A 21,021-nucleotide genomic window follows, 5' to 3' on the forward strand; every position below is an offset into this window, starting at 1 on the left:
AGTTACATAAAATCAATCTCTCAGTTTGCCTGTGAAAACGTTCGCTTTAGAATTAAAAGGATTGCCCGAGGACCTTCTAAAACTAACAACTTGCCCTACATGCCAAATTGCATCTGCTATGGGTCCATTCAATTGATGCCAAAAAGGAAAAGTAGTATCGGATCCTTCAAACTGAATGACCAATTCGGATGCCTTCACATTTCCGCTTAATAGAATTTCACTTGCCTCCGACAGATTCATCAAAGTAGCTTTTCTTAACTCTTCAAATGAATAACCACTTACATCCACAGCTTTTTGAGACTCCTGCTGCATAGAACTAATCACAACTATGGATAATGCATGAATGTGTTCGAGTGTTTCTCTGGATGTTCTTGCATCTTCATTTGGCTTGTACTCCAAATCCTCCAAGCGCAGACCCTCTGTTGCCCAATAGTACCGAAAACCAAGACCATCAATCATTCTTGCACAAACACTCTCAGCACTATACTCCTCTGGATAATCAGGGATTTCTCGATATGGCAAATTTTCCTGCGCTGATAATTGTAATACCAAAATGATGAATATTGATGTAATAGTATATTTCATAAAACAAGGTTTTAAAGGGCTACTGCAAATTTCGCTTCAAATTTGCCTGATGATTTCATCAATAGGAGAACCATTTTGAAAAAATTATTCCTGATTTGAGACAATATTTATGCTAAAACACAGTTTACGGGCACTTTGAGCGATTGGCAAGGTCATTGGCATATAGCTAGCATACTCAAAACTTAAACTTACACATTATGAGAGGCTTACTATATATTATCGCAATCATCCTTGTTATTGGATGGTTATTAGGATTTTTTGTTTACAGTGCTGGTTCATTGATTCATGCGCTACTTGTAATTGCAGTAATTGCGTTGCTTATCGGAGTAATCAGACGAGCTTAGCATACCAATAGATAACCTCAAGGCATCTGTATTAAACTCATTTTCTTGGTCGAATCTTATGATAATCGCAGATGTTTTGAGGCTATCACATCAATTCCTCCCCATTGAGATCAGTTGTCAGGATCTCACTCATATAATCAAAGAATGGTCTAAGGTTTTGGAATCCTTCATTTAGTTGATCCATAAATCCTGCTGACAAAACTTCTTCATCAGAAAAAGCATGTTCTACGTAAAACTGCTTGTGCCGTAGAACCTCTATTGCTTCATCATCTTTTTCAAATCCTTTAGGAGCAGTCTTCAATCGCTCTCCTCGTAACTCCCCAAAATAGTTTTTAAAAACATCACTGTTTAGAATTTCAAACATCGGATCAGGATATTGACTTATTTGATTTCTGATATGTAACAAGTCTTTGGCATTCGGTCCAAAAAATCCTCCAGCCAAAAATGAATTTCCAGGCTCCAATTGAAAGTAATATCCACCTCTTAAAAAATGAGTAGCACGCTTGAAGTTGAATGCCAAATATCCCTTATATGGTGTTTTATCTTTTGAGAAGCGTACATCTCTGTAAATCCTGTAAACTCGTCCTTTCTCAATCTGATCATGAGCTTTCATTTTCTCCATCAATGCAGCATGAAAGTGCTTGAACTCATCATACAATGTTTGATACCGTGGTTTCTGTGCATCAAACCACTCTCGATTGTTGTTTGTCTGAAGCTCTTTGAGAAAAGTGAAAATTTCCGGGTTGATTGCTGGATTCATAATGTGAAGATAAAGTCTATAGCAAAAAAAGAGGCCTCACAGAGACCTCTCTTTTCATTAAGTTAACCATAATTCAAATTGTCTTATGCGCTAGCCTTTATTGCTTTGTTTTTGACTGACGCTATTTTATTGATTGCATCAACATACGCTTTTACCGATGCAATAATCATGTCTTTATGTACTCCGAATCCCATGTAGTGCTGCTCATCATACTTAACTCGCAGGTGAACTTTACCATCGTCATCTCTATTACCCATAGACTGAACAAGGAACTCGTCCATATCAAATGTATCTCCTAGAATTTGATCCACCGCTCTGAAAGCAGCATCTACAGATCCAGTTCCAGTAGCAGATGCATGAAGTACTTCATTATTCACTTCAAGCTCCACTGTAGCCGATGGGAATACATTCTCTCCACAGATGATCTGAACGTTTTTCAATTTGATACTACCTTCTGGAAGAGACCCTTCCACCAATACGATCAAATCTTCATCAGTCACATCTTTCTTCTGATCAGCCATTTTAAGGAACTCTTCATAAACTTCCTCTACACGCTTCTCATCCAAATTATAACCCAAACGATCCAAATGATATTTCAAAGCGGCTTTACCACTTCGAGCCGTCAAAATGATTGAAGACTGAGGTATACCTACATCCTCAGGATCGAGGATTTCATAACTTTCTCTGTGCTTGATCACACCATCCTGATGAATACCAGAAGAGTGAGCGAATGCATTTCTTCCAACGATTGCTTTGTTCGGCTGCACTGGCATACGCATCATTTTGCTTACCAATAAGCTCAATGCATAAATGTGTTTGCTATTGATATTGGTGTGCACATCAATATCCTTGTGAGTCTTCATGATCATAGCTACCTCCTCCAAGGAAGTGTTACCAGCACGCTCACCGATACCATTAATTGTTACTTCCACCTGACGAGCACCATTCAGTACACCAGCCATGGTGTTGGCTGTAGCCAACCCAAGATCATTGTGGCAGTGGCAAGAAAGGATCGCCTTATCAATTCCTTTTACATTTTCTTTTAGGTACTTAATCTTCGCACCATATTCTTCAGGAAGACAATAGCCTGTAGTATCTGGAATGTTAACCACTGTCGCCCCAGCAGCAATTACTGCTTCTACCATTCGAGCGAGGTATTCGTTTTCTGTTCTACCAGCATCTTCGCAGTAGAATTCTACATCTTCCACGTATTTCTTCGCATACTTGGTAGCTGCGATCGCTCTTTCCAGAATCTTTTCTCTATCACTTCTAAACTTGTATTTGATGTGATAATCAGAAGAACCGATTCCTGTATGAATTCTTTTTCGCTTAGCGTATTTCAACGCATCCGCTGCAAAGTCAATGTCTTTTTCAACAGAACGAGTCAAAGCACAAATTACTGGCTCTGATACCGCCTTAGAAATTTCAATCACCGAGTTGAAATCCATAGGACTGGAAATAGGGAATCCAGCTTCTATGATATCCACTCCGAGAAGTTCCAGCTCCTTCGCTATCTCGATCTTTTCAGGGGTAGATAACTGGCAGCCCGGGACTTGTTCCCCGTCTCTCAATGTGGTGTCAAATACATAAACTTTATCACTCATGATTGTTTGTTTTAAGATGCGACTGCTGCCTTGATTCGATCGACGACTTGCTGACCAATGGCATCAGTTCCCAATATTTTATCTTTAGGTGTTGTGCTTTCTGCGATATCTGCAGTTCTGAAGCCGTCTTTTAAGACAGCATCTACTGCATCAATTACAGCTTGACTTTCTTCTTTCATTCCGAATGAAATATCTAAAAGCAATGCTGTAGAAAGTATAGTTGCTAGTGGGTTTGCTTTGTTCTGACCTGCGATATCTGGTGCAGATCCATGGATTGGCTCGTAGATTCCTACGCTATCTCCTACAGAAGCAGAAGCTAGCATACCTAATGAACCAGCAATTTGAGATGCTTCATCAGTCAGGATGTCTCCAAACATATTTCCAGTAACCACTACATCAAATTGCTTCGGATCTTTGATCAACTGCATCGCTGCATTGTCAATGAACATATGAACCAATTTAACTTCAGGGTAGTCTTTTGCTACTTCATTCACAGTCTCTCTCCAAAGTCTGGATGACTCCAATACATTGGCTTTATCGATAGAATGAAGAATTTTTCTTCTGGTCATTGCCGCATCAAATGCTTTCTCAGCAATTCTGCGAACTTCCATTTTAGAGTAACGCATCGTATCGACTGCTACTTCTCCATCTTCTTGTCTTTCTCTAGGCTCACCAAAGTAGATTCCTCCTGTCAGCTCTCTAAAGAAAAGAATATCTGAACCCATCAATATCTCAGGCTTGATACTGCTGGCATGAGCCAACTCATCAAAAATCTGGATTGGACGGATATTGGTATACAAACCAAGAGACTTTCTGATCTTCAATAGACCTTGCTCTGGACGTACCTTTTTTGAAGGGTCATTGTCATACATCGGATGACCTACTGCTCCTAAAAGTATGGCATCAGCTGCTTTACAAGCATCAAGTGTCTCATCTGGCAATGGATTACCAGTTGCCTCGATAGCTGCATGCCCAATTAAATGATTTTGGAAAGAGAAGGTATGACCGAAAGCATCAGCGATATTTTTTAAAACATCATTACCCCAAGCTGTCACTTCCGGTCCGATACCGTCTCCTCCTAGTATTACTATATTTTTATTTGCCATTGTCCTTTAAAATGTCACTCGTTTTGACTCAAATGCCTCTATATCTGCCTTTCCGCTCAAGATGTAGTCGATATCATCGTATCCTTTGATCAAACACATCTTCTTGTAAGCGTTGATTTCAAATGTTTCAGAATTTCCTGTAGACACATTCGTGATGGTTTCTGCTTCCAGATCTACAGAAATCTCTGCTGCAGGATCTTTTTCTACAGTTTCCATTAGCTCTGCTAAAAATGGCTCAGATACCTGCACAGGAAGCAATCCATTATTCAAGGAATTACCTTTGAAGATATCTGCGAAGAAGCTACTCACTACTACAGCGAATCCATAGTCTTTGATTGCCCAGGCAGCATGCTCACGGCTACTACCACAACCAAAGTTCTTTCCAGCAACTAACACTTTTCCACTAAAGGTATCGTCGTTCAAGACAAAATCAGCTTTTGGCTGATCGTTGCTATCAAACCTCCAGTCTCTGAATAAGTTATCACCAAACCCTTCACGAGTTGTCGCTTTTAGGAAACGAGCTGGAATGATCTGGTCTGTATCTATATTTTCAATCGGCAATGGAACTGCCGTACTTTTCAATGTTGTAAATCCCATTATGCAATCATTTCTCTAATGTCCGAAATCTCACCTGTCACTGCAGCTGCAGCTGCCATTAATGGACTCACCAAAAATGTTCTGGCTCCGGGGCCCTGACGTCCTTCAAAGTTCCTATTGGAAGTACTTACACAATACTTCCCGGCAGGCACCTTGTCTTCATTCATTCCTAAACATGCTGAGCATCCTGGCTGACGAAGTTCAAAACCAGCAGAGGTAAAGACTTTATCCAATCCTTCTTCGATTGCCTGTGCTTCCACTCCTTTTGATCCAGGAACAATCCACACATTCACACCATCAGCTTTCTTTTTGTCTTTCACAAATTCAGCTACTTCTCTCAAGTCTTCTATCCGTGAGTTGGTACAGCTTCCGATGAATACATAATCTATTTTCTTTCCTTTCAATGCCTGATTAGGATCCAAGCCCATATAAGCTAACGCTTTGGTCATGTCCTTAGCAGTACCACCAATCGCTACATCAGGAATAGATTGAGAAACTCCCATTCCCATTCCTGGATTGGTACCATAAGTGATCCACGGCTCAATATCTTCCGCATTGAATACTTCTACTCTATCGTATACAGCATCGGCATCACTTGGAAGTGTTTTCCAATAAGCAACAGCTTTTTCCCAGGCTTCACCTTTTGGAGCAAACTCTCTTCCTTTTACATATTCGAAAGTCGTTTCATCTGGAGCGATCATTCCACCACGAGCACCCATTTCGATACTCATATTACAAATGGTCATTCTTGCTTCCATAGATAGCGAAGTAATCGCAGAACCAGCATACTCTACAAAGTATCCTGTACCACCTGCCGCTGATAGCTGGGTAATGATGTAAAGAATGATATCCTTAGCTCCCACTCCTTTTCCTAGCGTCCCATTCACTTCGATACGCATAGTCTTAGGTTTTGCCTGAAGCAAACATTGAGTAGCAAGTACTTGCTCTACCTGTGAAGTACCTATTCCAAAAGCAATGCTTCCAAAAGCTCCGTGAGTAGAGGTATGACTATCACCACAAACCATGGTCATACCAGGCTGTGTAAGTCCCAAATCAGGTCCGATCACGTGAACTATACCTTGTTTCTCGTGACCTAAATCGTATAGTTCCACACCAAACTCCGCACAGTTTTCACGCAGCTTTTGCACCTGAAATCTTGACAACTCTTCCTTGATCGGAAGGTGCTGATTAATTGTAGGAACATTATGATCTGCAGTAGCTGAAGTTTGCTCTGGTCTGAATACAGGTAAACCTCTCTTTCTCAACCCGTCAAAGGCCTGAGGAGAAGTAACCTCGTGTATATAATGTCTGTCTATGTAAAGGACATCCGGAAAACCCGGCTTGGATGAAACCACATGTGATTCCCAAACTTTCTCGAAAAGTGTCTTTCCCGCCATTAAAATCGTCTGAGTCTTTTTCTATTCTATTTCAGTGCTGTAATCTAGATGTATGAAGAGGAAGTCTAAAACCTAATAAAAATTTAATTACGATCCCTAACAGAACCATTTGGATAGATTATCAATAAATTAGCATCAGTACCACATTTTAACTACTATGTCTAAAGACAGATCCGATCATTTATACACGCTTATCAAGTCCATGAAGAAAAGTGAAAAACGCTACTTCAAGGTGAGAAACAACAACGGATCGAAGGAAGACTCGAAGTACTTAATGTTATTCGATGCATTATCTGAGCAAGAGTCATTCAATGAGGAATTAATCATTGAAAAAAATAGCTGGATCAACCCAAAACAATTCAGCAACCTAAAGGCTCACCTCTACAAGAAAATACTTCACAGTCTCAAGGAGTATACTTCTTCATCCAACGAAGACATCCTTATACGAGAGCAGATCGATTATATTCAAATACTTTTTGACAGAAGCCTTTACCAACAGAGCATGCAACTGCTTCAAAAAGTGAAGAAGGCGATCAAAAAAAGTGACAACCTGGAGTTGCAACTAGAAGTATTGAAATGGGAGAAAAACTTACTTCCCTACACTCTCGGAAGGAATAATATTCAACGAGTTAATCAGATTGTAGAAGAGGCTAATACGATTAATGAACGCTTATCACGAGTAAATATCCTTACCAACCTGGCGGTTGAGCTTAATGCCATATATCTAAAAACGGGTTATATCCGAGGCAAAGAAGATAAAGATCGAATCCAACGAATTTTTGATGAGCAATTACCGGAATGGGATGTCAAAGACTTTTCATTTCGAGAAAAACTCCTTTGGTACGAAATACAACTGAGCTACTACAGTTTCATTCAAGAGTTTACGGAAGTTTACAACTATGCGAAGAAATGGGTAGACCTGTTTGACCAAACTCCCAACTCAGCATTCTATTTTGAGATGTACATCAAAGGTCTAAATCAATTATTGAATGCTCAATCACGATTAATGAAGTTTGAGGAATTCATCGAAACACATAAAGTTTTAAGAGACCTGGCCAAGCACAGGTTAATAGGCATCAATGAAAACATCCAAATAAGATTGTTCAAGTATAGCTATGCTCACCAGTTTAATGGATACTTCATGTTAGGTGAGTTTTCCAAAGGTGTAAATATGCTTCAGCGTATCGAAACCAGGCTGGAAAGCTATATTGGTATGATCGACAAGCACTCAGAACTGGTGCTATTCTACAAAATCGCTTGCCTGTATTTTGGCAATGGAAACTATCGCAAATCCATCAAATGGCTCAATCGAATTATCAACTCAGAGGATCAAGACATTCGAGAAGATGTGCATTCATTCGCCAGGATAATTAACTTAATCACTCATTATGAGTTGGGCAACCGAGATGTTATTGACTACTACATTCGATCTACTTATCGTTTCTTGTTAAAAAAAGATGACTTACACGCATTTCAGCAATACATTCTTGAATTCCTTAAAAACCTATCACGAGAAATAACACCAAATCAACTTATAGATCGATTTAAGAAACTAAGAGATCAATTGATAGAATTATCACAAAGCAAATATGACAAGCGAGCGTTTGTTTACTTTGATATCATTTCGTGGTTGGAGAGCAAAATAGAAAACCGATCTGTTGAAGATGTAATCAAATCAAAAATTAAAGTCAAACAGAAAAAAATGCTCGCAGACTGACAAAGTATTCCACTTTATACAAAAGCAAAACTTGCTTAATTATTCTCCTTAAGCAATATACCTACAGCCTCTAGAGAAATAACCTAAATCATTGATTTTGAGGAATTTTCATCGATTTCTTCTGGCAGTTAATCACAGTAACTCGTAGATTATTCTTACTTAACACAGTTAAGGTAGTAGTGTTGCAGGGGGTGTTTGTCAGTCCTCAGTTAGTCCGGAACTTTGCCTGAAGACCTGACTGCCCCCTGCATATCTTACTAGAACATTTTTTATTCCACCATCTGAATATATAAAGTTTAAATCAAATAATAATAAGTAACTAATTAAGTTTCAGATCGTTATTCTTTGTGGTTAATTATTAATTGATTTACATTTATGTGATCATTACGTCTGTAAGACACTTTTGCTGATGAATCTTAACTTGAAATCCGACCAAATTCTCTTTCTTCATAAGGGAACCATTACCAAAGAGCTGATAGAATTAGTTGTAGAAGCTCTTGAACAGAGTGTTACCAATCTAGAAACTGACAGAAAGGTAAGAAGAAAAATCACCAATGTATTTATTGAGGTTTTCCAGAACATCGGCTACCATGGAATCAAGAATCCTGATTTCAGCAGTTCGGACATGGTTATTGTTCTATCTTTAGAGAAGTTCTACAAAATAGGCACAAGAAACCTGATTAAAAGAAGCACGAAGGAAATCATCCAGAAGAAATTGAATATGATCAATGGAATGGATGAAGAGCAACTTCGTGAAGAATACAAAAAAGCATTGAGCAGCAATGAACTCTCTGACAAAGGAACTGCAGGCTTAGGATTTATTGATATTGCTCGTAAGTCTGGCGAGAAACTTTACTGTGAATTTGAAGATGCGGATGAAGATCACGTATTCTTTTACTTCGAGACTAGAATTGCAAAAGACCAATCTGCCGGAGCTAAATCCAGCAGACGATCTGCATCTGTTGAAAATTAATCCTTAATTCGAGTAAATCTCAAAGCTTTTAACATGAAGTCCGGAAGTGGCTTCAATGGATCTCGTTTTTCCACATCAAGGAAGATTCCTAGCTTTTCTATGATTGGAATTTTATACACTTCAATCAACTCAAGCAAGATTCCGTCTGGATCATCGATATAGGTACAATGAACTCTCGTGGTTCCACCCATATCCAAAGTATCTTTAGTGTCGCAAGTAAAACCAAAGCCTTTATCTGCTAGATCCTGCCCAAGGCCTTTCATACCACGCACATCCATTCCTACGTGCACAAATCCTACGTCACCCCAAATCCTTCCTTTCCAAACTTTCTTTGGTGTGTAATCTATAGCTTGAATCAACTCAATATAGGTATCAGCGGAAACCTTAGCAAAACCACCGCCTGGAGGGTTGGACTGAGTTAAACGCACTCTTCTGAATTTCTTCTCACCACCTTTCAGAGATTTAAAATCTTCAAATACAGCCGTTTGATCATACACGACCTGATCGTAACCTAAAATATCAGAATAGAGTTTTCTAGAATTATCAATATCAGTTACACCAATCACACATCCATTAGGTCCACCTGTAACGTGTTTACTATTAGTGTAAAAATTGCTACCTTCTACAATCTGGAAAATCAACTCATTCGGGTCTTCCACATAAAACGTGGAGGAACCATCAGGCATTTTCACTAGATCAGAAAGCAACTTTGCTCCATTTGCCTTGAAGTATTCAAATGCTTTCTGAATATCTCTGGTCTTTACCTGATTGATATAGATAGCGATATCTCCTAGCTCCACATCAAACTCCACCTTCTTAGGCTGGAATGAAGTAGGATTCACCACTTCCATAGCACAACCGCCCTGAAGGTTTAGAATCATTGAAGCCCTTTTGGTGATCGTTTCGTTATGCGTATAAACATCCATCAATGGCGCAGGAGCTACTCCATCAAACATACGAATGTCCATTCCTAAAAATTTACGATACCATTTCTGAGAAACTTCAGAATCTAACACTCCAACACCAATGTGCTGTATTCCATTTATGCGCTTGTACATATCAAATCAGTTGATTGTGGGCAAAAATAAAAGAAAAATCTTCTTAACGTTATTTGATCTGAAGATGAATATGATCATCATGACGCACAGCTCGACAACTGTGGAACCGAACTTTGTCATTACTAGCAAATCCCCATCGCTCCTTTAAATGTGGCTCAATGAAAATTTTGGACACCTCATCGTATTGAGCAATTTCTGTAACGATCCAAGAAGTTCTACCAGCATCGACTACATAATCCTCAATTATTGGAATTATCCATTTCAACAATCCATATTGCCAATAGCCCTTTTCAGCACAAATCCCTGGAAAATCAACCTCTCCAACTTTCGGCTCATCATATATTCCATAACCAATCCATGAAGGCACTTCTTCAGTCATTTGACCAGCTGCATCATTGTAACTAAATGCCAAATCAACCTTTTTACCATCATTATGACTCAAATGTGGCATCAACGGAAATCCATTAAAGAATGGAAAGTTCGCATCCAAATAATTGACAGAAACACCATATTCTTCGTGATAATTAGCTGACATATCAACTAATACATCATACAATTCCGGTGAAACATAATGACGATTCAAAAGGCATGTCAAATAAGAAACAGGACTTAGGTTTCCTGACAGTGGTAGTGGTTTTCGACCAAAAACGGGAGCAAGGTGAGGAATTATTACGGTTGCAAAAAGAAGATAAGCTCCTAAAAACAGAAGCATGCGCTTCCATAAGTACAACTTCAGCTTTCCAGAAATAAAATATATTAATAAATAAAGGACGCCTCCTAGTTGAGTTAAAACGGTCAGAATTACTATCACCAAAAGGTGAGCAGCGATCTTGAGCATTCCCTTTACCCTTTCATCATTTTCTCTATTTCCATCATCTCGTCTCTTAGTCGAGCTGCTTCCATAAAGTCAAGATCCTTAGCTGCTTTCTCCATCTTCTTACGTGTTTCATCAGCCAGTTTCTTTAACTGATCCTTATTCATGTATGCTACAACTGGATCAGCAGCAACAGATGCTTCCTGCTCTTCTCCTGTATAGTACTTCTTGGCTCCTTTTTTCTTATCTGCAGCTGAAGTCTGACCAAGAATTGCTTCACGATTTTTAATAACAGTTCTAGGAACAATGCCGTGTTCCTCATTGTATGCTTCCTGAATCGCTCTTCTACGATTGGTTTCATCAATGGACTTCTGCATGGAATCCGTGATCTTATCGGCATACATAATCACCATTCCGTTTTCATTTCTTGCTGCACGACCTATCGTCTGTACCAGAGAACGTTCATTTCGAAGGAATCCTTCTTTATCTGCATCGATAATCGCCACAAGAGATACTTCTGGCAAATCGAGACCTTCTCTTAGTAAGTTCACACCAACTAATACATCAAACACTCCTAATCGCAGTTCTCGCAAGATTTCCACACGATCCAACGTATCCACTTCTGAGTGAATGTATCTTGTTTTAACACCAGCATTCACCAGATATTTCGTCAACTCCTCTGCCATACGCTTGGTCAAAGTAGTCACTAAAACGCGTTCCTCACGTTCTACACGAAGTTGAATTTCCTCCATCAAATCATCAATCTGATTCACGCTAGGACGAACTTCAATAATGGGATCAAGTAAACCAGTAGGACGAATCAACTGTTCCACAACAACCCCTTCAGACTTTCTTAATTCGTATTCTCCAGGAGTAGCACTAACGAACACCACCTGATTGATCATCTCTTCGAATTCATTGAACGTCAATGGTCGGTTATCCAATGCTGAAGGAAGTCGGAATCCATAATCAACGAGATTCACTTTTCTACTACGGTCACCACCCCACATGGCGCGAACCTGAGGCACTGTCACGTGACTCTCATCAATCACCATCAAGAAATCATCCGGAAAGTAATCCAACAAACAGAAAGGCCTCGCCCCTGGAGTTCTTCGATCGAAGTATCTAGAATAATTCTCTACGCCTGAGCAATAGCCGATTTCACGAATCATTTCCAGATCAAACTCTGTTCGCTCTTTTAATCTTTTCGCCTCTAGAAATCTCCGTTCCTGCTCAAAGAACCCAACCTGAGCGACCAGATCATCTTGAATTTCATGAATTGCTGTATTCAGCAAATCCTTTCCGGTTACGAACAGATTAGCTGGGAATATCGTAATGATTCGCTCCTCAGAGAGCTTTTCACCTGTTTCAGGATTTATACGTTGAATGTTTTCTATCTCATCTCCCCAGAAAATAAAGCGATAAGCAAAGTCAGCATACGCCACAAAAACATCAACCGTATCTCCTTTAACCCGGAATGTCCCACGCTTAAATTCAGCCTCGGTTCTACTGTAAAGGATATCTACGAGATTGAACAAAAATTGACTTCTAGGAATAGAATCTCCTTCCTGAACTTTGATAACATTCTTGCCAAATTCTTCTGGGTTTCCAATACCATAGATACAGGAAACAGATGCAACAACAATCACATCTCTTCTACCGGAAAGAAGTGAAGAAGTAGCAGCTAATCGAAGCTTCTCTATCTCATCATTGATGGAAAGATCTTTTTCAATATATAAGTTGGTGGTAGGGATAAACGCTTCTGGCTGATAGTAGTCGTAGTAACTAATGAAATACTCTACCGCATTGTCAGGAAAAAAGCTCTTAAACTCCCCATAAAGCTGAGCAGCCAATGTTTTATTGTGACACAGAATCAAAGTAGGCTTTTGTACCTCTTGAATCACATTGGCCATGGTGAATGTCTTACCCGAACCTGTCACACCCAATAAAGTTTGAGCAGGCTCTGCATTGCCAATACCTTCCGTTAGTTGAGCTATTGCTCGTGGCTGATCCCCTGTTGGTTCGTATTCCGAACTTATTTTAAAATCCATGTAGTCTTATGCGTTCCAAATTTCCCAGGCTCGGTCGGCCTGTAGATGCAGCATTTCCAGTCCATTTTTGGTGCGAGCACCTCTTAACCTTCCTTCTTTCATGAATGCTGTTTCCTCTGGATTGTAAACGAGATCGTAAATGTATTGTTCCGCATGAATGGCATCATAAGGAATGTCTGGCTTACCTTCAATATTCGGGTGCATCCCTAGCGGAGTTGTATTTACAATCATATCTACCTTCTCGATGTAAGACGGATCAGATTTAAGTTCAGCATACACCAGATCTCCCTTGGTTCTTTGACGAGAAACCACCATATATTTAATCCCCAAATCAAGAAAAGCCGCCTCAACAGCCTTAGAAGCTCCTCCTCCACCAAGAATTAGGGCTTTCTTCACTGTCACTTCCCCCTGAAAGTAATTGACCACAGATTGCTTGAATCCATAAAAGTCGCTGTTGTAGCCGATCAGTTTATCTCCTTCCTTTTTGATCACGTTAACAGCTTCAACTTTATGTGCGCTACTATCTAGACGATCTAAAAAACGACGAATATTCTCTTTATGAGGCACGGTTACATTGACACCAATGAGATCAGGGTATTTCTCCCAGAGTGATGGAAAATCCTTGAGATACTCTAATTCGAAAAGATCGTATTTACAGTCACTCAACCCAAGGCGTTGGAATTTTTCATTGAAATATCCTCTAGAGAAGGAATGCCCAAGCGGGAATCCAATAAGACCAAATCTTTTCATCATAAAGCCAATTAATTTAATTCGTCAGTGGTAGGGTGTCGAAAGAAGGCTAAATATATTAAAAGAGAATTGTTATTCCTGTGAAATCCAGGAACTATATAGCTGATTGATCTTTGTTAGCGTACCGCTCCATTAACCAAACAAGCAAGAAACCAACAATCATTAAAGCAATAGCAATATAGAACTCAGTACCCACTGCAGGCAACTGCCATTCATACCCTATCGCTTTTTCTTTTCCACCTTCAAGAATCATGTATTGTGTCTCTTTCCAGGGCCAGATAATAGCCAAAGAACCAGCAACAAAACCTGTAAGGATGCTAATGGTGAAATCCTGATAACTCTTAAAAAGAAATGAAAGCAATCTTGAAAAAAATACCAGCCCTAAAATACAGCCTATAGCTATAGGAGCTAAAATCGAAATACTCAAGTCACCAATTGCTTGCATGACCAGAACATAATTACCCATTAGAAGCAAAATATAACTCCCAGACAAGCCTGGCAAAATCATGCTACAAATAGCTACTGCTCCGCAAATGGTTAAGTAAATAAACGAATCATTGGCTTCAGCAGGTGGTAAAAAGGCAATTCCAGCAGCAATAGCGACACCAAGCAATAACGCCATGATATTCGATATATTGAAGGATGAAATCTGCTTCCCAACACCAAGAATAGATGCAATGATTAAGCCAAAAAAGAATGCCAAGGTCAACACTTCATAGTTCACAAAAGCATATTCCAATACTTTAGCCAAACTCAAGATGCTGATGGCAATCCCCGCAAAAATGGCGATTAGGAAATACAAGTCAGTCTTCAGTGCGAAAACCTTGAAATCTCCTTTCAATAAAAGTTTTAATGCGTTGAGATCAAAAGATTTCAACGCATCAATTAGTCTTTGATAAATACCTGTGATGAAAGCTATAGTACCACCTGAAACACCTGGTATCACGTTAGCAGCTCCCATGGCCAGACCCTTTAGGAACAGACTTAAATATTGGTTCATTTATCTAAGAAATGATCGAATGTATCTCCTCTCAATCCAAGACGAATTGTCTCCAGAGGAATCACTTCATTTGGAGCAATATTTCCAAGGTTTACGTTGGAACCTATCAATTTAATAAACCATACTTGCTGCGCTTTCTGCGGAGCTTCCCAAAGAATTTTTTCTTCTGGAATCTTCGTTAAAATCTCTTCTACAAGACCCTGACGAACTTCACCTGAATCCCTGAAAAGACCAACGTTTCCGCTTTCTCTAGCTTCACCGATTACTTTCCATGCACCTGCATCCAACTCTGTCTGCATTTGCTCAATCCATTTATATGGAGGAATGATTTTAGCAGCATCCTTAGACCCTACTTCAGAAAGTACAGTTACTTGTTTTGATAAGGTATTGATGTATTCACATTTTTTATCGTGATCCATCACCAAACTACCATCAGATACTTCAGCATATTCCAAACTGAACTGATCCAGAACTTTCTGATAATCTTCAAACTGTTCTCTGGCAATGAAGGCTTCAAACAATGTCCCTCCCAGATATACTGGAATCCCATTAGCCTTATAAACCTCCAGCTTCTTTTTCAGGTTTTTGGTCACAAAGGATGTAGCCCACCCAAGTTTCACAATATCGATATAGTCACCCGAAACCTCAAGCATGTCTTCAACCTCTCTTGTACTCAGGCCTTTGTCCATTACCATGGTAAAACCTGTGTTTCTTGGCTTGACAGTCCTTTCGGGAATTTGATTTAGATGATAATTCATAGAACGTCGTAAATCGCTGATTTTTCGCAAAGTCGCAAAAATCAGTAATTCTGATTAAAATGACTTAGCTTTTAACTGTTTTTCCTGTATTGCTCAATGATTTTATAGAGCGCCTTTTGCGTCTGCAAATTGGGGAAAAATTCGAACAATTGTAAATGTCCGTCAAAATCAAGCATTAACCCTGTCTCCAGCCTGTTAATAGCCATTTTGTATTTTCCTCCTTCAATCAAATACACCACACTTCTGTAATACAGGTCGGCATTTTCCGGGCAATCCACCAGACCGTCTTCAACCGTATCCTGAGCTTTGTCAAAATCTCCTTGCTCATAATATACATAAGACCAATCCAACCAAATGTGTGCATCCTCTGGATCTAAGTTAGCAGCCTCATTGTAAGCATCCAAAGCTGAAACAATATTACCTGTCTTGAACTCGGCATCAGCTACTGCTTTCCAGTACGAACTATTCTCAACATCCAGCTTAAGGGCCTTGTTAAAAAAATGAATAGCTTCATACCATCTCTCAGAATGTGATAAACAAACACCTAGTCCATACCAGGCTTCATGATATAAGTTATCAAGCTTTGTCGCTTTTTGGTAGTGCTTTATTGCCAATTCAAATTGCTCCATCTTCTCATATGCCGCAGCTATATGGCAATAAGTCTCAGATGTAGGACCTTCCAGATCCATTGTTTTGACGTAACAATTTAGCGCTTTATCATACTGCAGAAGATTCATGTAAGCATTACCCATATTGAAATGTGCACTGCTAAAATCATCGTCAATAGCCACCGCATACTCATAAGCATCAACTGACTTATCGAACATTTCCAGTTTGTTGTAAACAATCCCTAGATTGTACCAGGCATATTCTGAATATGGATCCTGATCAATAAACTTATGATAGTAATCCAGGCTGCTTTCCAACTCACCTGCCACATCTAAACAATAAGCCAGTTCGTAAAGAGCATTTTCATTCAGCATATTATGCTCGATAGCCTTCTTGTGACTCTCTGCAGCCTTCAGGTGATCTCCCATTCCCTGATAGGCCAAACCTATAGAGTAGTAGATCTCGTCTTTTTCTTCTGCAAACTCAATGGTACGCTCATAGCAATCAATAGCTTCCTGATATTGAGACATCAATGAATGAATCGTGCCTTTTTGAATCAAAAGTTCCGGGTCATTCGGATGATAGTTCAATGCTTTTTCCAGCGTCATGATTGCTTCTGCATGTCGATCCAATTTGACGAGTACATCGGCTAACTCCATTGTTAAATCAATAGAGAAAGCATACTGCTCCAAACCGAGTTCACACGCTCTTAAAGCTTTCGCAAATTTTTCATGATTTTGATAGTATCCTATCACTTCAAGGTAAGCGTCCTCATCAAAATAAAAGGACTCTTTGTTTTTAAGGAATGCTTCAAACTTTCTTATCAACTCCCTCTCTTCCTTGCGCTTATACTCTTCTTGCATATAAAAAAGTTAAAAAGTATGTCATGGATGATGTATGAATATAGTCCAATTAAATATCTGAAGTACTATATGCTCATCAAAAGTTATCCACAACAAAACGATCAAATTAGTTCGTTGTTCTTTAAATTTTGTGGAATTATTTTATGTCTCAACGACTTCTCAAATAGTGGTAATTGATTTTTTCTATGGAGGTCAGACCCGATAAAGTCCACCATATTTTCTTTCAATAACTGATTAGCGATCTTTTGTGGACCTTTTCCATATCCTCCTACTAAGGAACTGGAAGTAATCTGCAATTGAACTCCTTGTATTCTAATTTTCTTCAACCAGGACATGTCATCCATTAAGTAAGTATATCGCTCTGGATGAGCCAATACAGGCACGAAACCATGTGATTTCAACTGAAATACTACTTCATCAAAAATCAATGGCTTGTTCATAAAGGGAGTCTCCATCAAAACGTACTTGAATCTCCCGAACGACATAATCTCCTCTGAGTTTTCAATCAACGATAGAAACTCCGAATCGATGTAATACTCTGCAGCGGCTTCAATCTTAATCGTAAGTCCTACCCGAGATATTTCTTCCTTTAATGTCTGGAGGCCAGATTCAATTACTTGTTTCGTATTGGGATAATACTCTGAATGAATATGTGGTGTGGTGATTATTTTCTTATATCCCAACTGCTGAAAGGACGTAAGCATTGCAATCGACTCGTCTATTGATCTGGCACCATCATCAATTTCTGGTATTAGATGACTATGAATGTCCACATCGACACTGTAAGCCTTTTTATTATTCCCAAACCAACCTAACATTTACTTCCTTTCCCTTTATCTGCTGCAAAGGTATGCAGTTACTGATTATCGTCATAATATCCATAACCATATCCGTAACCATATCCATAACCATAAGATTGACTTCCAGAATCAACCCCATTAAATATGACTGTAAGGTTTGAAAAACGATTAATTTTTTTGAGGTTCTCTATAGACTTTGCAAATGATCTTTTAGAATAATCTGATCTAACCACATACATCTGAAGAGCAGACATTTTCATAGACAGTACAGCGTCTGTCACTAAACCCACAGGCGGTGTATCGAGAATAATCAGGTCATATTTAAGCTGCAATTCTGCAAGGATATTTTTGTACTCTTCATTTAGAATAAGCTCTGATGGATTTGGTGGAGTTGGTCCCGCTGGGATGTAATCAAGCCGAGGTGTACCTGTGTTCACAATACAGTCTTCCACACTGTCTTTACCAATCAACATGGTGCTCATACCTTTATAATGTGGTTCATGTCCAAAAGCAACATGTACTTTGGGCTTTCTCATATCCAGATCAAGAATACACACCTTCTGGTTTGACAAGGCGATAATCGCGCCAAGATTTACAGCCACAAATGTCTTACCCTCCCCTGAAATAGTTGAGGTAATAGTAAGAAATTTATTGCTTTTAGCTGTTCCATTCAAGAACTCCATATTTGTCCTGATTGTCCTTAAAGCTTCACTTAGGGCTGATTTAGAGTTTTGACCGACAACAAGTTTAGTAAGCTCTAGTTTTTCCGAACGATATTTTGGTATGGCACCAAGTACAGGAATGGAGATAAGACTTTCCAATTCTTTTAGAGTCGTAATCCGATTATTCATAAGATATCTTATCATTATAAAGAATAAGGAAAGAATGAAAGCAACAGCGGTTGCTCCACCATAAATAATGACTGGTGTCGGTTTGATAGGAGCTGAAGGTAGATTTGCTTGAGCCAGTACAACAAAATTTGTCACTGTTCCTGCTTTTGTAATCTCCAACTCCATTTTAGAACGAGTAAGGTTAAGTAAAAAGCTTTCTTGCAATGAATAAAATCTCCTACTTTTATTGAATTCGGTACTCATCGCAGGCATATCATTAAACGCCCGCTCAATGGACGACTGTCTGACCCTAACCTTATTCAATCGTTCATCTAAATAATCAGAATACTCAGAAATGACTTCTTGAAAATCTTCCTTTACAATATCCAATTCGGCATTTAACTTCTTAATTACAAAAGTTCGCTCATTATAACTTGATAGTTTCTGATCTCGTTCATTCAAGGTTTCACTATATCTCTTTAGACGCTCAGATATAATAGCCGGAAGTTGCCGGATAAGAATAGGACTGATATCCAACAATCCTTCTTTTGCAATTTCTTCTTGAAGCAGTTTCAGTTCATCAATCTGCGACTTAATGTTATACTCCGTTGAATCTAAAACATTAAGCACTCCAATTGTTTGGGCAATGTCATTTTGGTAATTAAGCGTTCTCTTTTCTATTATAAAATCCTCGAAGTATTCATCATAATCTTCAATTCTACCTTCCGTTTCATCAATCTGAGAGTTTAAGAATTCTATTTTTTGATCTAGTGTTTGATTCTTTGCCTGCCTGGTATGTTCTAAATAAAGAGTATCGATTGCATTGACCAAGTCTCTAGCTTTATACTTATTGTGATCTGTAAGGGAAATTCGGATAGTTCGGGCATTCAAGTTTTCTGGAGTAACTTTTACATTCCTCTGAAAATACGAGATCAATGCATCTTCACTATTTATTGTAAAATAGTATAACCCTTTCACCTCTGGGAACTTAAAAAACTCAGATTTTTCAATCAATAAATTAACCTGACTATTGCTTATTTCCTCACCAAAGGAATAGATTTCCTCACCATTTCCGATACCAGATTTTATTGTAAATGTTTCATCAGAAAGAATTTCAATATCAATAGGTCTATTGAAAATACTTCCATCTTTTACTTTATATGAAACAATAAATGGTGAATTTTTATAACGCTCATCCGTCAGGTACCGCCCGTAATAGAAATAACTAACCTCAAGATCTGCCACAGCTACGACTTTACTTAAAAACAATCGTGATTTCAGCAGCTCTATCTCCCCTGACATACCACTTTGGTTGATTGCTCCAAAGGATCCCGCGAGACCAAGTGAAGTAGCCTCACTCTGCATATCCAGTTTCAATAAAGATTGAGACTCATACAAAGGCTTCGTATATCTAACAATCAGAAATGAGACTGTCCCCGCAATAACAAAGAACAACAGCACCCAAATTAAGCTCTTCTTGACTGTGTGAAGAAACTTCACCAGATCAAATGAATTTAATAAATCATCGGAAGATGAATTCTGTTCTATTTCGACTGAACTGCTCACTTAGCTGTATTCTGTAAAAACAATATAAAAGTCAATAGACCTGTGGTCAGACCTACTATTGACGAAATATCTCTTAGCCCCTCAAGCCAAGGTCTCCTCCAAGGTTCGATGTAAATAATATCTCCCGGTTGAACTCCAATCACTGAAGCTCTCATAGCATCAATGGTAGATAAGTCTATCATATATACCTGAGGATTAGACAAATCTCCTCTAATTAATTTGATAGTACTTGCCTTGGAACCAAAATTAATTCCTCCAGACAAAGCAAGAATTTCTGCAATGGTCATATTTTCGTTTGCAAGAGGAATAACCTGTCCAGAATTAGCTTTTAAAACAATCACGCGCCGGTTAATCACTGTAATCCGAACATAACACGAAGAATAAAAATCATTGTATAGAGATGCTAGAAATTTCTCTGCTTCTACAACAACTTTCCCTTCAAGTTCAACAGAACCTACCATCGGTAAGAACACAAACCCATCCTCAGTAATTAGATAAGGAGAAATGTTCAAATTCTGATTTTGCTGATTACCACCACCTCCACCTTGTAGTTGGCGCAATTCAAAATCGGGATCAATAATTCGTTCTCCATCATTGGTATAAACCCTAAATTCAAAGTAATCTCCCTTGCGAAGCACATAGTTTTCTGACGCTTGCGCTATTGGCTTAGAGAGATTTTCTTCATTGAAATTATCATTTAGTTGAAACAATAAATCCTGCTTGTAAGCTTTACAGCTTACCAAAAAAAGTACTCCAAATAGGATGATCAGCCTGACCGGACTGCAATGAATTCTCATAAACTTTTAATATTCGGACGAATTTAAAGCATTTAATTAAAG

The 21,021-nt window shown here is 38.8% G+C and carries 19 protein-coding genes; 3 read left to right on the plus strand and 16 right to left on the minus strand.

Annotation, left to right across the window (positions count from 1 at the left end):
- Positions 1–12: 12 nt before the first annotated feature.
- Complete coding sequence (locus tag NXS00_RS18975) at positions 13–585, minus strand: DinB family protein (RefSeq protein WP_258100839.1); 573 nt, start codon at positions 583–585, stop codon at positions 13–15.
- A 197-nt stretch (positions 586–782) separates the two neighbouring features.
- Between NXS00_RS18975 and NXS00_RS18980 the strand changes: the two genes are divergently transcribed.
- The gene (locus NXS00_RS18980) at positions 783–929 is read left to right on the plus strand and encodes a lmo0937 family membrane protein (RefSeq protein WP_258100840.1); all 147 of its coding nucleotides are present in this window, start codon (positions 783–785) and stop codon (positions 927–929) included.
- An 85-nt stretch (positions 930–1,014) separates the two neighbouring features.
- Here NXS00_RS18980 and NXS00_RS18985 read toward each other — a convergent pair whose 3' ends face one another.
- From NXS00_RS18985 to leuC, 5 genes are all read right to left on the minus strand, one after another.
- Entirely contained in the window at positions 1,015–1,689 is a 675-nt protein-coding gene (locus tag NXS00_RS18985) for a DUF2461 domain-containing protein (RefSeq protein ID WP_258100841.1), read from the minus strand.
- Between the two features lie 83 nt (positions 1,690–1,772).
- On the minus strand, positions 1,773–3,293 hold the full coding sequence (locus tag NXS00_RS18990) for a 2-isopropylmalate synthase (protein WP_258100842.1): 1,521 nt from the start codon (positions 3,291–3,293) through the stop codon (positions 1,773–1,775).
- Between the two features lie 11 nt (positions 3,294–3,304).
- Positions 3,305–4,399, minus strand: a complete 1,095-nt coding sequence (gene leuB / locus NXS00_RS18995; RefSeq protein WP_258100843.1) for a 3-isopropylmalate dehydrogenase — start codon at positions 4,397–4,399, stop codon at positions 3,305–3,307.
- 6 nt (positions 4,400–4,405) lie between these two features.
- Positions 4,406–4,996 carry a 3-isopropylmalate dehydratase small subunit gene (gene leuD, locus NXS00_RS19000; protein ID WP_258100844.1) on the minus strand — a complete coding sequence of 197 codons (591 nt, stop codon included), beginning with the start codon at positions 4,994–4,996 and terminating at the stop codon, positions 4,406–4,408.
- Entirely contained in the window at positions 4,996–6,393 is a 1,398-nt protein-coding gene (leuC, locus tag NXS00_RS19005) for a 3-isopropylmalate dehydratase large subunit (protein WP_258100845.1), read from the minus strand. The genes leuD and leuC overlap by 1 nt, the downstream gene beginning before the upstream one ends.
- 157 nt (positions 6,394–6,550) lie before the next feature.
- On the opposite strand from leuC, the gene NXS00_RS19010 reads away from it, so the two are divergent.
- Both NXS00_RS19010 and NXS00_RS19015 read left to right on the plus strand, forming a co-directional pair.
- On the plus strand, positions 6,551–8,110 hold the full coding sequence (locus tag NXS00_RS19010) for a hypothetical protein (RefSeq protein ID WP_258100846.1): 1,560 nt from the start codon (positions 6,551–6,553) through the stop codon (positions 8,108–8,110).
- Positions 8,111–8,519: 409 nt separating this feature from the next.
- Complete coding sequence (locus NXS00_RS19015; RefSeq protein WP_258100847.1) at positions 8,520–9,083, plus strand: SiaB family protein kinase; 564 nt, start codon at positions 8,520–8,522, stop codon at positions 9,081–9,083.
- Here the strand turns inward: NXS00_RS19015 and NXS00_RS19020 are convergent.
- From NXS00_RS19020 to NXS00_RS19065, 10 genes are all read right to left on the minus strand, one after another.
- On the minus strand, positions 9,080–10,141 hold the full coding sequence (locus tag NXS00_RS19020) for a VOC family protein (RefSeq protein ID WP_258100848.1): 1,062 nt from the start codon (positions 10,139–10,141) through the stop codon (positions 9,080–9,082). The genes NXS00_RS19015 and NXS00_RS19020 overlap by 4 nt on opposite strands.
- Before the next feature lie 49 nt (positions 10,142–10,190).
- On the minus strand, positions 10,191–10,979 hold the full coding sequence (locus NXS00_RS19025; RefSeq protein WP_258100849.1) for a hypothetical protein: 789 nt from the start codon (positions 10,977–10,979) through the stop codon (positions 10,191–10,193).
- Between the two features lie 5 nt (positions 10,980–10,984).
- A complete protein-coding gene (gene uvrB, locus NXS00_RS19030; protein ID WP_258100850.1) occupies positions 10,985–13,006 on the minus strand; it encodes an excinuclease ABC subunit UvrB in 2,022 nt (673 codons plus the stop codon).
- A 6-nt stretch (positions 13,007–13,012) separates the two neighbouring features.
- Positions 13,013–13,759, minus strand: a complete 747-nt coding sequence (locus tag NXS00_RS19035) for a shikimate dehydrogenase family protein (RefSeq protein ID WP_308709480.1) — start codon at positions 13,757–13,759, stop codon at positions 13,013–13,015.
- A 91-nt stretch (positions 13,760–13,850) separates the two neighbouring features.
- Positions 13,851–14,756, minus strand: a complete 906-nt coding sequence (locus tag NXS00_RS19040; RefSeq protein ID WP_258100851.1) for a DUF368 domain-containing protein — start codon at positions 14,754–14,756, stop codon at positions 13,851–13,853.
- On the minus strand, positions 14,753–15,514 hold the full coding sequence (locus NXS00_RS19045; RefSeq protein ID WP_258100852.1) for a phosphosulfolactate synthase: 762 nt from the start codon (positions 15,512–15,514) through the stop codon (positions 14,753–14,755). Before NXS00_RS19045 ends, NXS00_RS19040 begins: the two co-directional genes overlap by 4 nt.
- Before the next feature lie 71 nt (positions 15,515–15,585).
- Positions 15,586–16,986, minus strand: coding sequence for a tetratricopeptide repeat protein (locus NXS00_RS19050; RefSeq protein WP_258100853.1), 1,401 nt, complete (start codon positions 16,984–16,986; stop codon positions 15,586–15,588).
- 101 nt (positions 16,987–17,087) lie between these two features.
- The gene (locus NXS00_RS19055; RefSeq protein WP_258100854.1) at positions 17,088–17,804 is read right to left on the minus strand and encodes a tyrosine-protein phosphatase; all 717 of its coding nucleotides are present in this window, start codon (positions 17,802–17,804) and stop codon (positions 17,088–17,090) included.
- Between the two features lie 38 nt (positions 17,805–17,842).
- Positions 17,843–20,182 carry a GumC family protein gene (locus NXS00_RS19060; RefSeq protein ID WP_258100855.1) on the minus strand — a complete coding sequence of 780 codons (2,340 nt, stop codon included), beginning with the start codon at positions 20,180–20,182 and terminating at the stop codon, positions 17,843–17,845.
- Complete coding sequence (locus NXS00_RS19065; RefSeq protein ID WP_258100856.1) at positions 20,179–20,979, minus strand: polysaccharide biosynthesis/export family protein; 801 nt, start codon at positions 20,977–20,979, stop codon at positions 20,179–20,181. The genes NXS00_RS19060 and NXS00_RS19065 overlap by 4 nt, the downstream gene beginning before the upstream one ends.
- Positions 20,980–21,021 lie beyond the last annotated feature (42 nt).

This window comes from Marinoscillum pacificum, from assembly GCF_024714495.1.
Lineage (GTDB): Bacteria > Bacteroidota > Bacteroidia > Cytophagales > Cyclobacteriaceae > Marinoscillum > Marinoscillum pacificum.

What these genes read in the sequence shown, in the direction of transcription:
- NXS00_RS18975 (WP_258100839.1), bottom strand. Translation starts at nt 585, where the DNA reads ATGAAATATACTATTACATCAATATTCATCATTTTGGTATTACAATTA.
- NXS00_RS18980 (WP_258100840.1), top strand. Translation starts at nt 783, where the DNA reads ATGAGAGGCTTACTATATATTATCGCAATCATCCTTGTTATTGGATGG.
- NXS00_RS18985 (WP_258100841.1), bottom strand. Translation starts at nt 1,689, where the DNA reads ATGAATCCAGCAATCAACCCGGAAATTTTCACTTTTCTCAAAGAGCTT.
- NXS00_RS18990 (WP_258100842.1), bottom strand. Translation starts at nt 3,293, where the DNA reads ATGAGTGATAAAGTTTATGTATTTGACACCACATTGAGAGACGGGGAA.
- leuB (WP_258100843.1), bottom strand. Translation starts at nt 4,399, where the DNA reads ATGGCAAATAAAAATATAGTAATACTAGGAGGAGACGGTATCGGACCG.
- leuD (WP_258100844.1), bottom strand. Translation starts at nt 4,996, where the DNA reads ATGGGATTTACAACATTGAAAAGTACGGCAGTTCCATTGCCGATTGAA.
- leuC (WP_258100845.1), bottom strand. Translation starts at nt 6,393, where the DNA reads ATGGCGGGAAAGACACTTTTCGAGAAAGTTTGGGAATCACATGTGGTT.
- NXS00_RS19010 (WP_258100846.1), top strand. Translation starts at nt 6,551, where the DNA reads ATGTCTAAAGACAGATCCGATCATTTATACACGCTTATCAAGTCCATG.
- NXS00_RS19015 (WP_258100847.1), top strand. Translation starts at nt 8,520, where the DNA reads ATGAATCTTAACTTGAAATCCGACCAAATTCTCTTTCTTCATAAGGGA.
- NXS00_RS19020 (WP_258100848.1), bottom strand. Translation starts at nt 10,141, where the DNA reads ATGTACAAGCGCATAAATGGAATACAGCACATTGGTGTTGGAGTGTTA.
- NXS00_RS19025 (WP_258100849.1), bottom strand. Translation starts at nt 10,979, where the DNA reads ATGCTCAAGATCGCTGCTCACCTTTTGGTGATAGTAATTCTGACCGTT.
- uvrB (WP_258100850.1), bottom strand. Translation starts at nt 13,006, where the DNA reads ATGGATTTTAAAATAAGTTCGGAATACGAACCAACAGGGGATCAGCCA.
- NXS00_RS19035 (WP_308709480.1), bottom strand. Translation starts at nt 13,759, where the DNA reads ATGATGAAAAGATTTGGTCTTATTGGATTCCCGCTTGGGCATTCCTTC.
- NXS00_RS19040 (WP_258100851.1), bottom strand. Translation starts at nt 14,756, where the DNA reads ATGAACCAATATTTAAGTCTGTTCCTAAAGGGTCTGGCCATGGGAGCT.
- NXS00_RS19045 (WP_258100852.1), bottom strand. Translation starts at nt 15,514, where the DNA reads ATGAATTATCATCTAAATCAAATTCCCGAAAGGACTGTCAAGCCAAGA.
- NXS00_RS19050 (WP_258100853.1), bottom strand. Translation starts at nt 16,986, where the DNA reads ATGCAAGAAGAGTATAAGCGCAAGGAAGAGAGGGAGTTGATAAGAAAG.
- NXS00_RS19055 (WP_258100854.1), bottom strand. Translation starts at nt 17,804, where the DNA reads ATGTTAGGTTGGTTTGGGAATAATAAAAAGGCTTACAGTGTCGATGTG.
- NXS00_RS19065 (WP_258100856.1), bottom strand. Translation starts at nt 20,979, where the DNA reads ATGAGAATTCATTGCAGTCCGGTCAGGCTGATCATCCTATTTGGAGTA.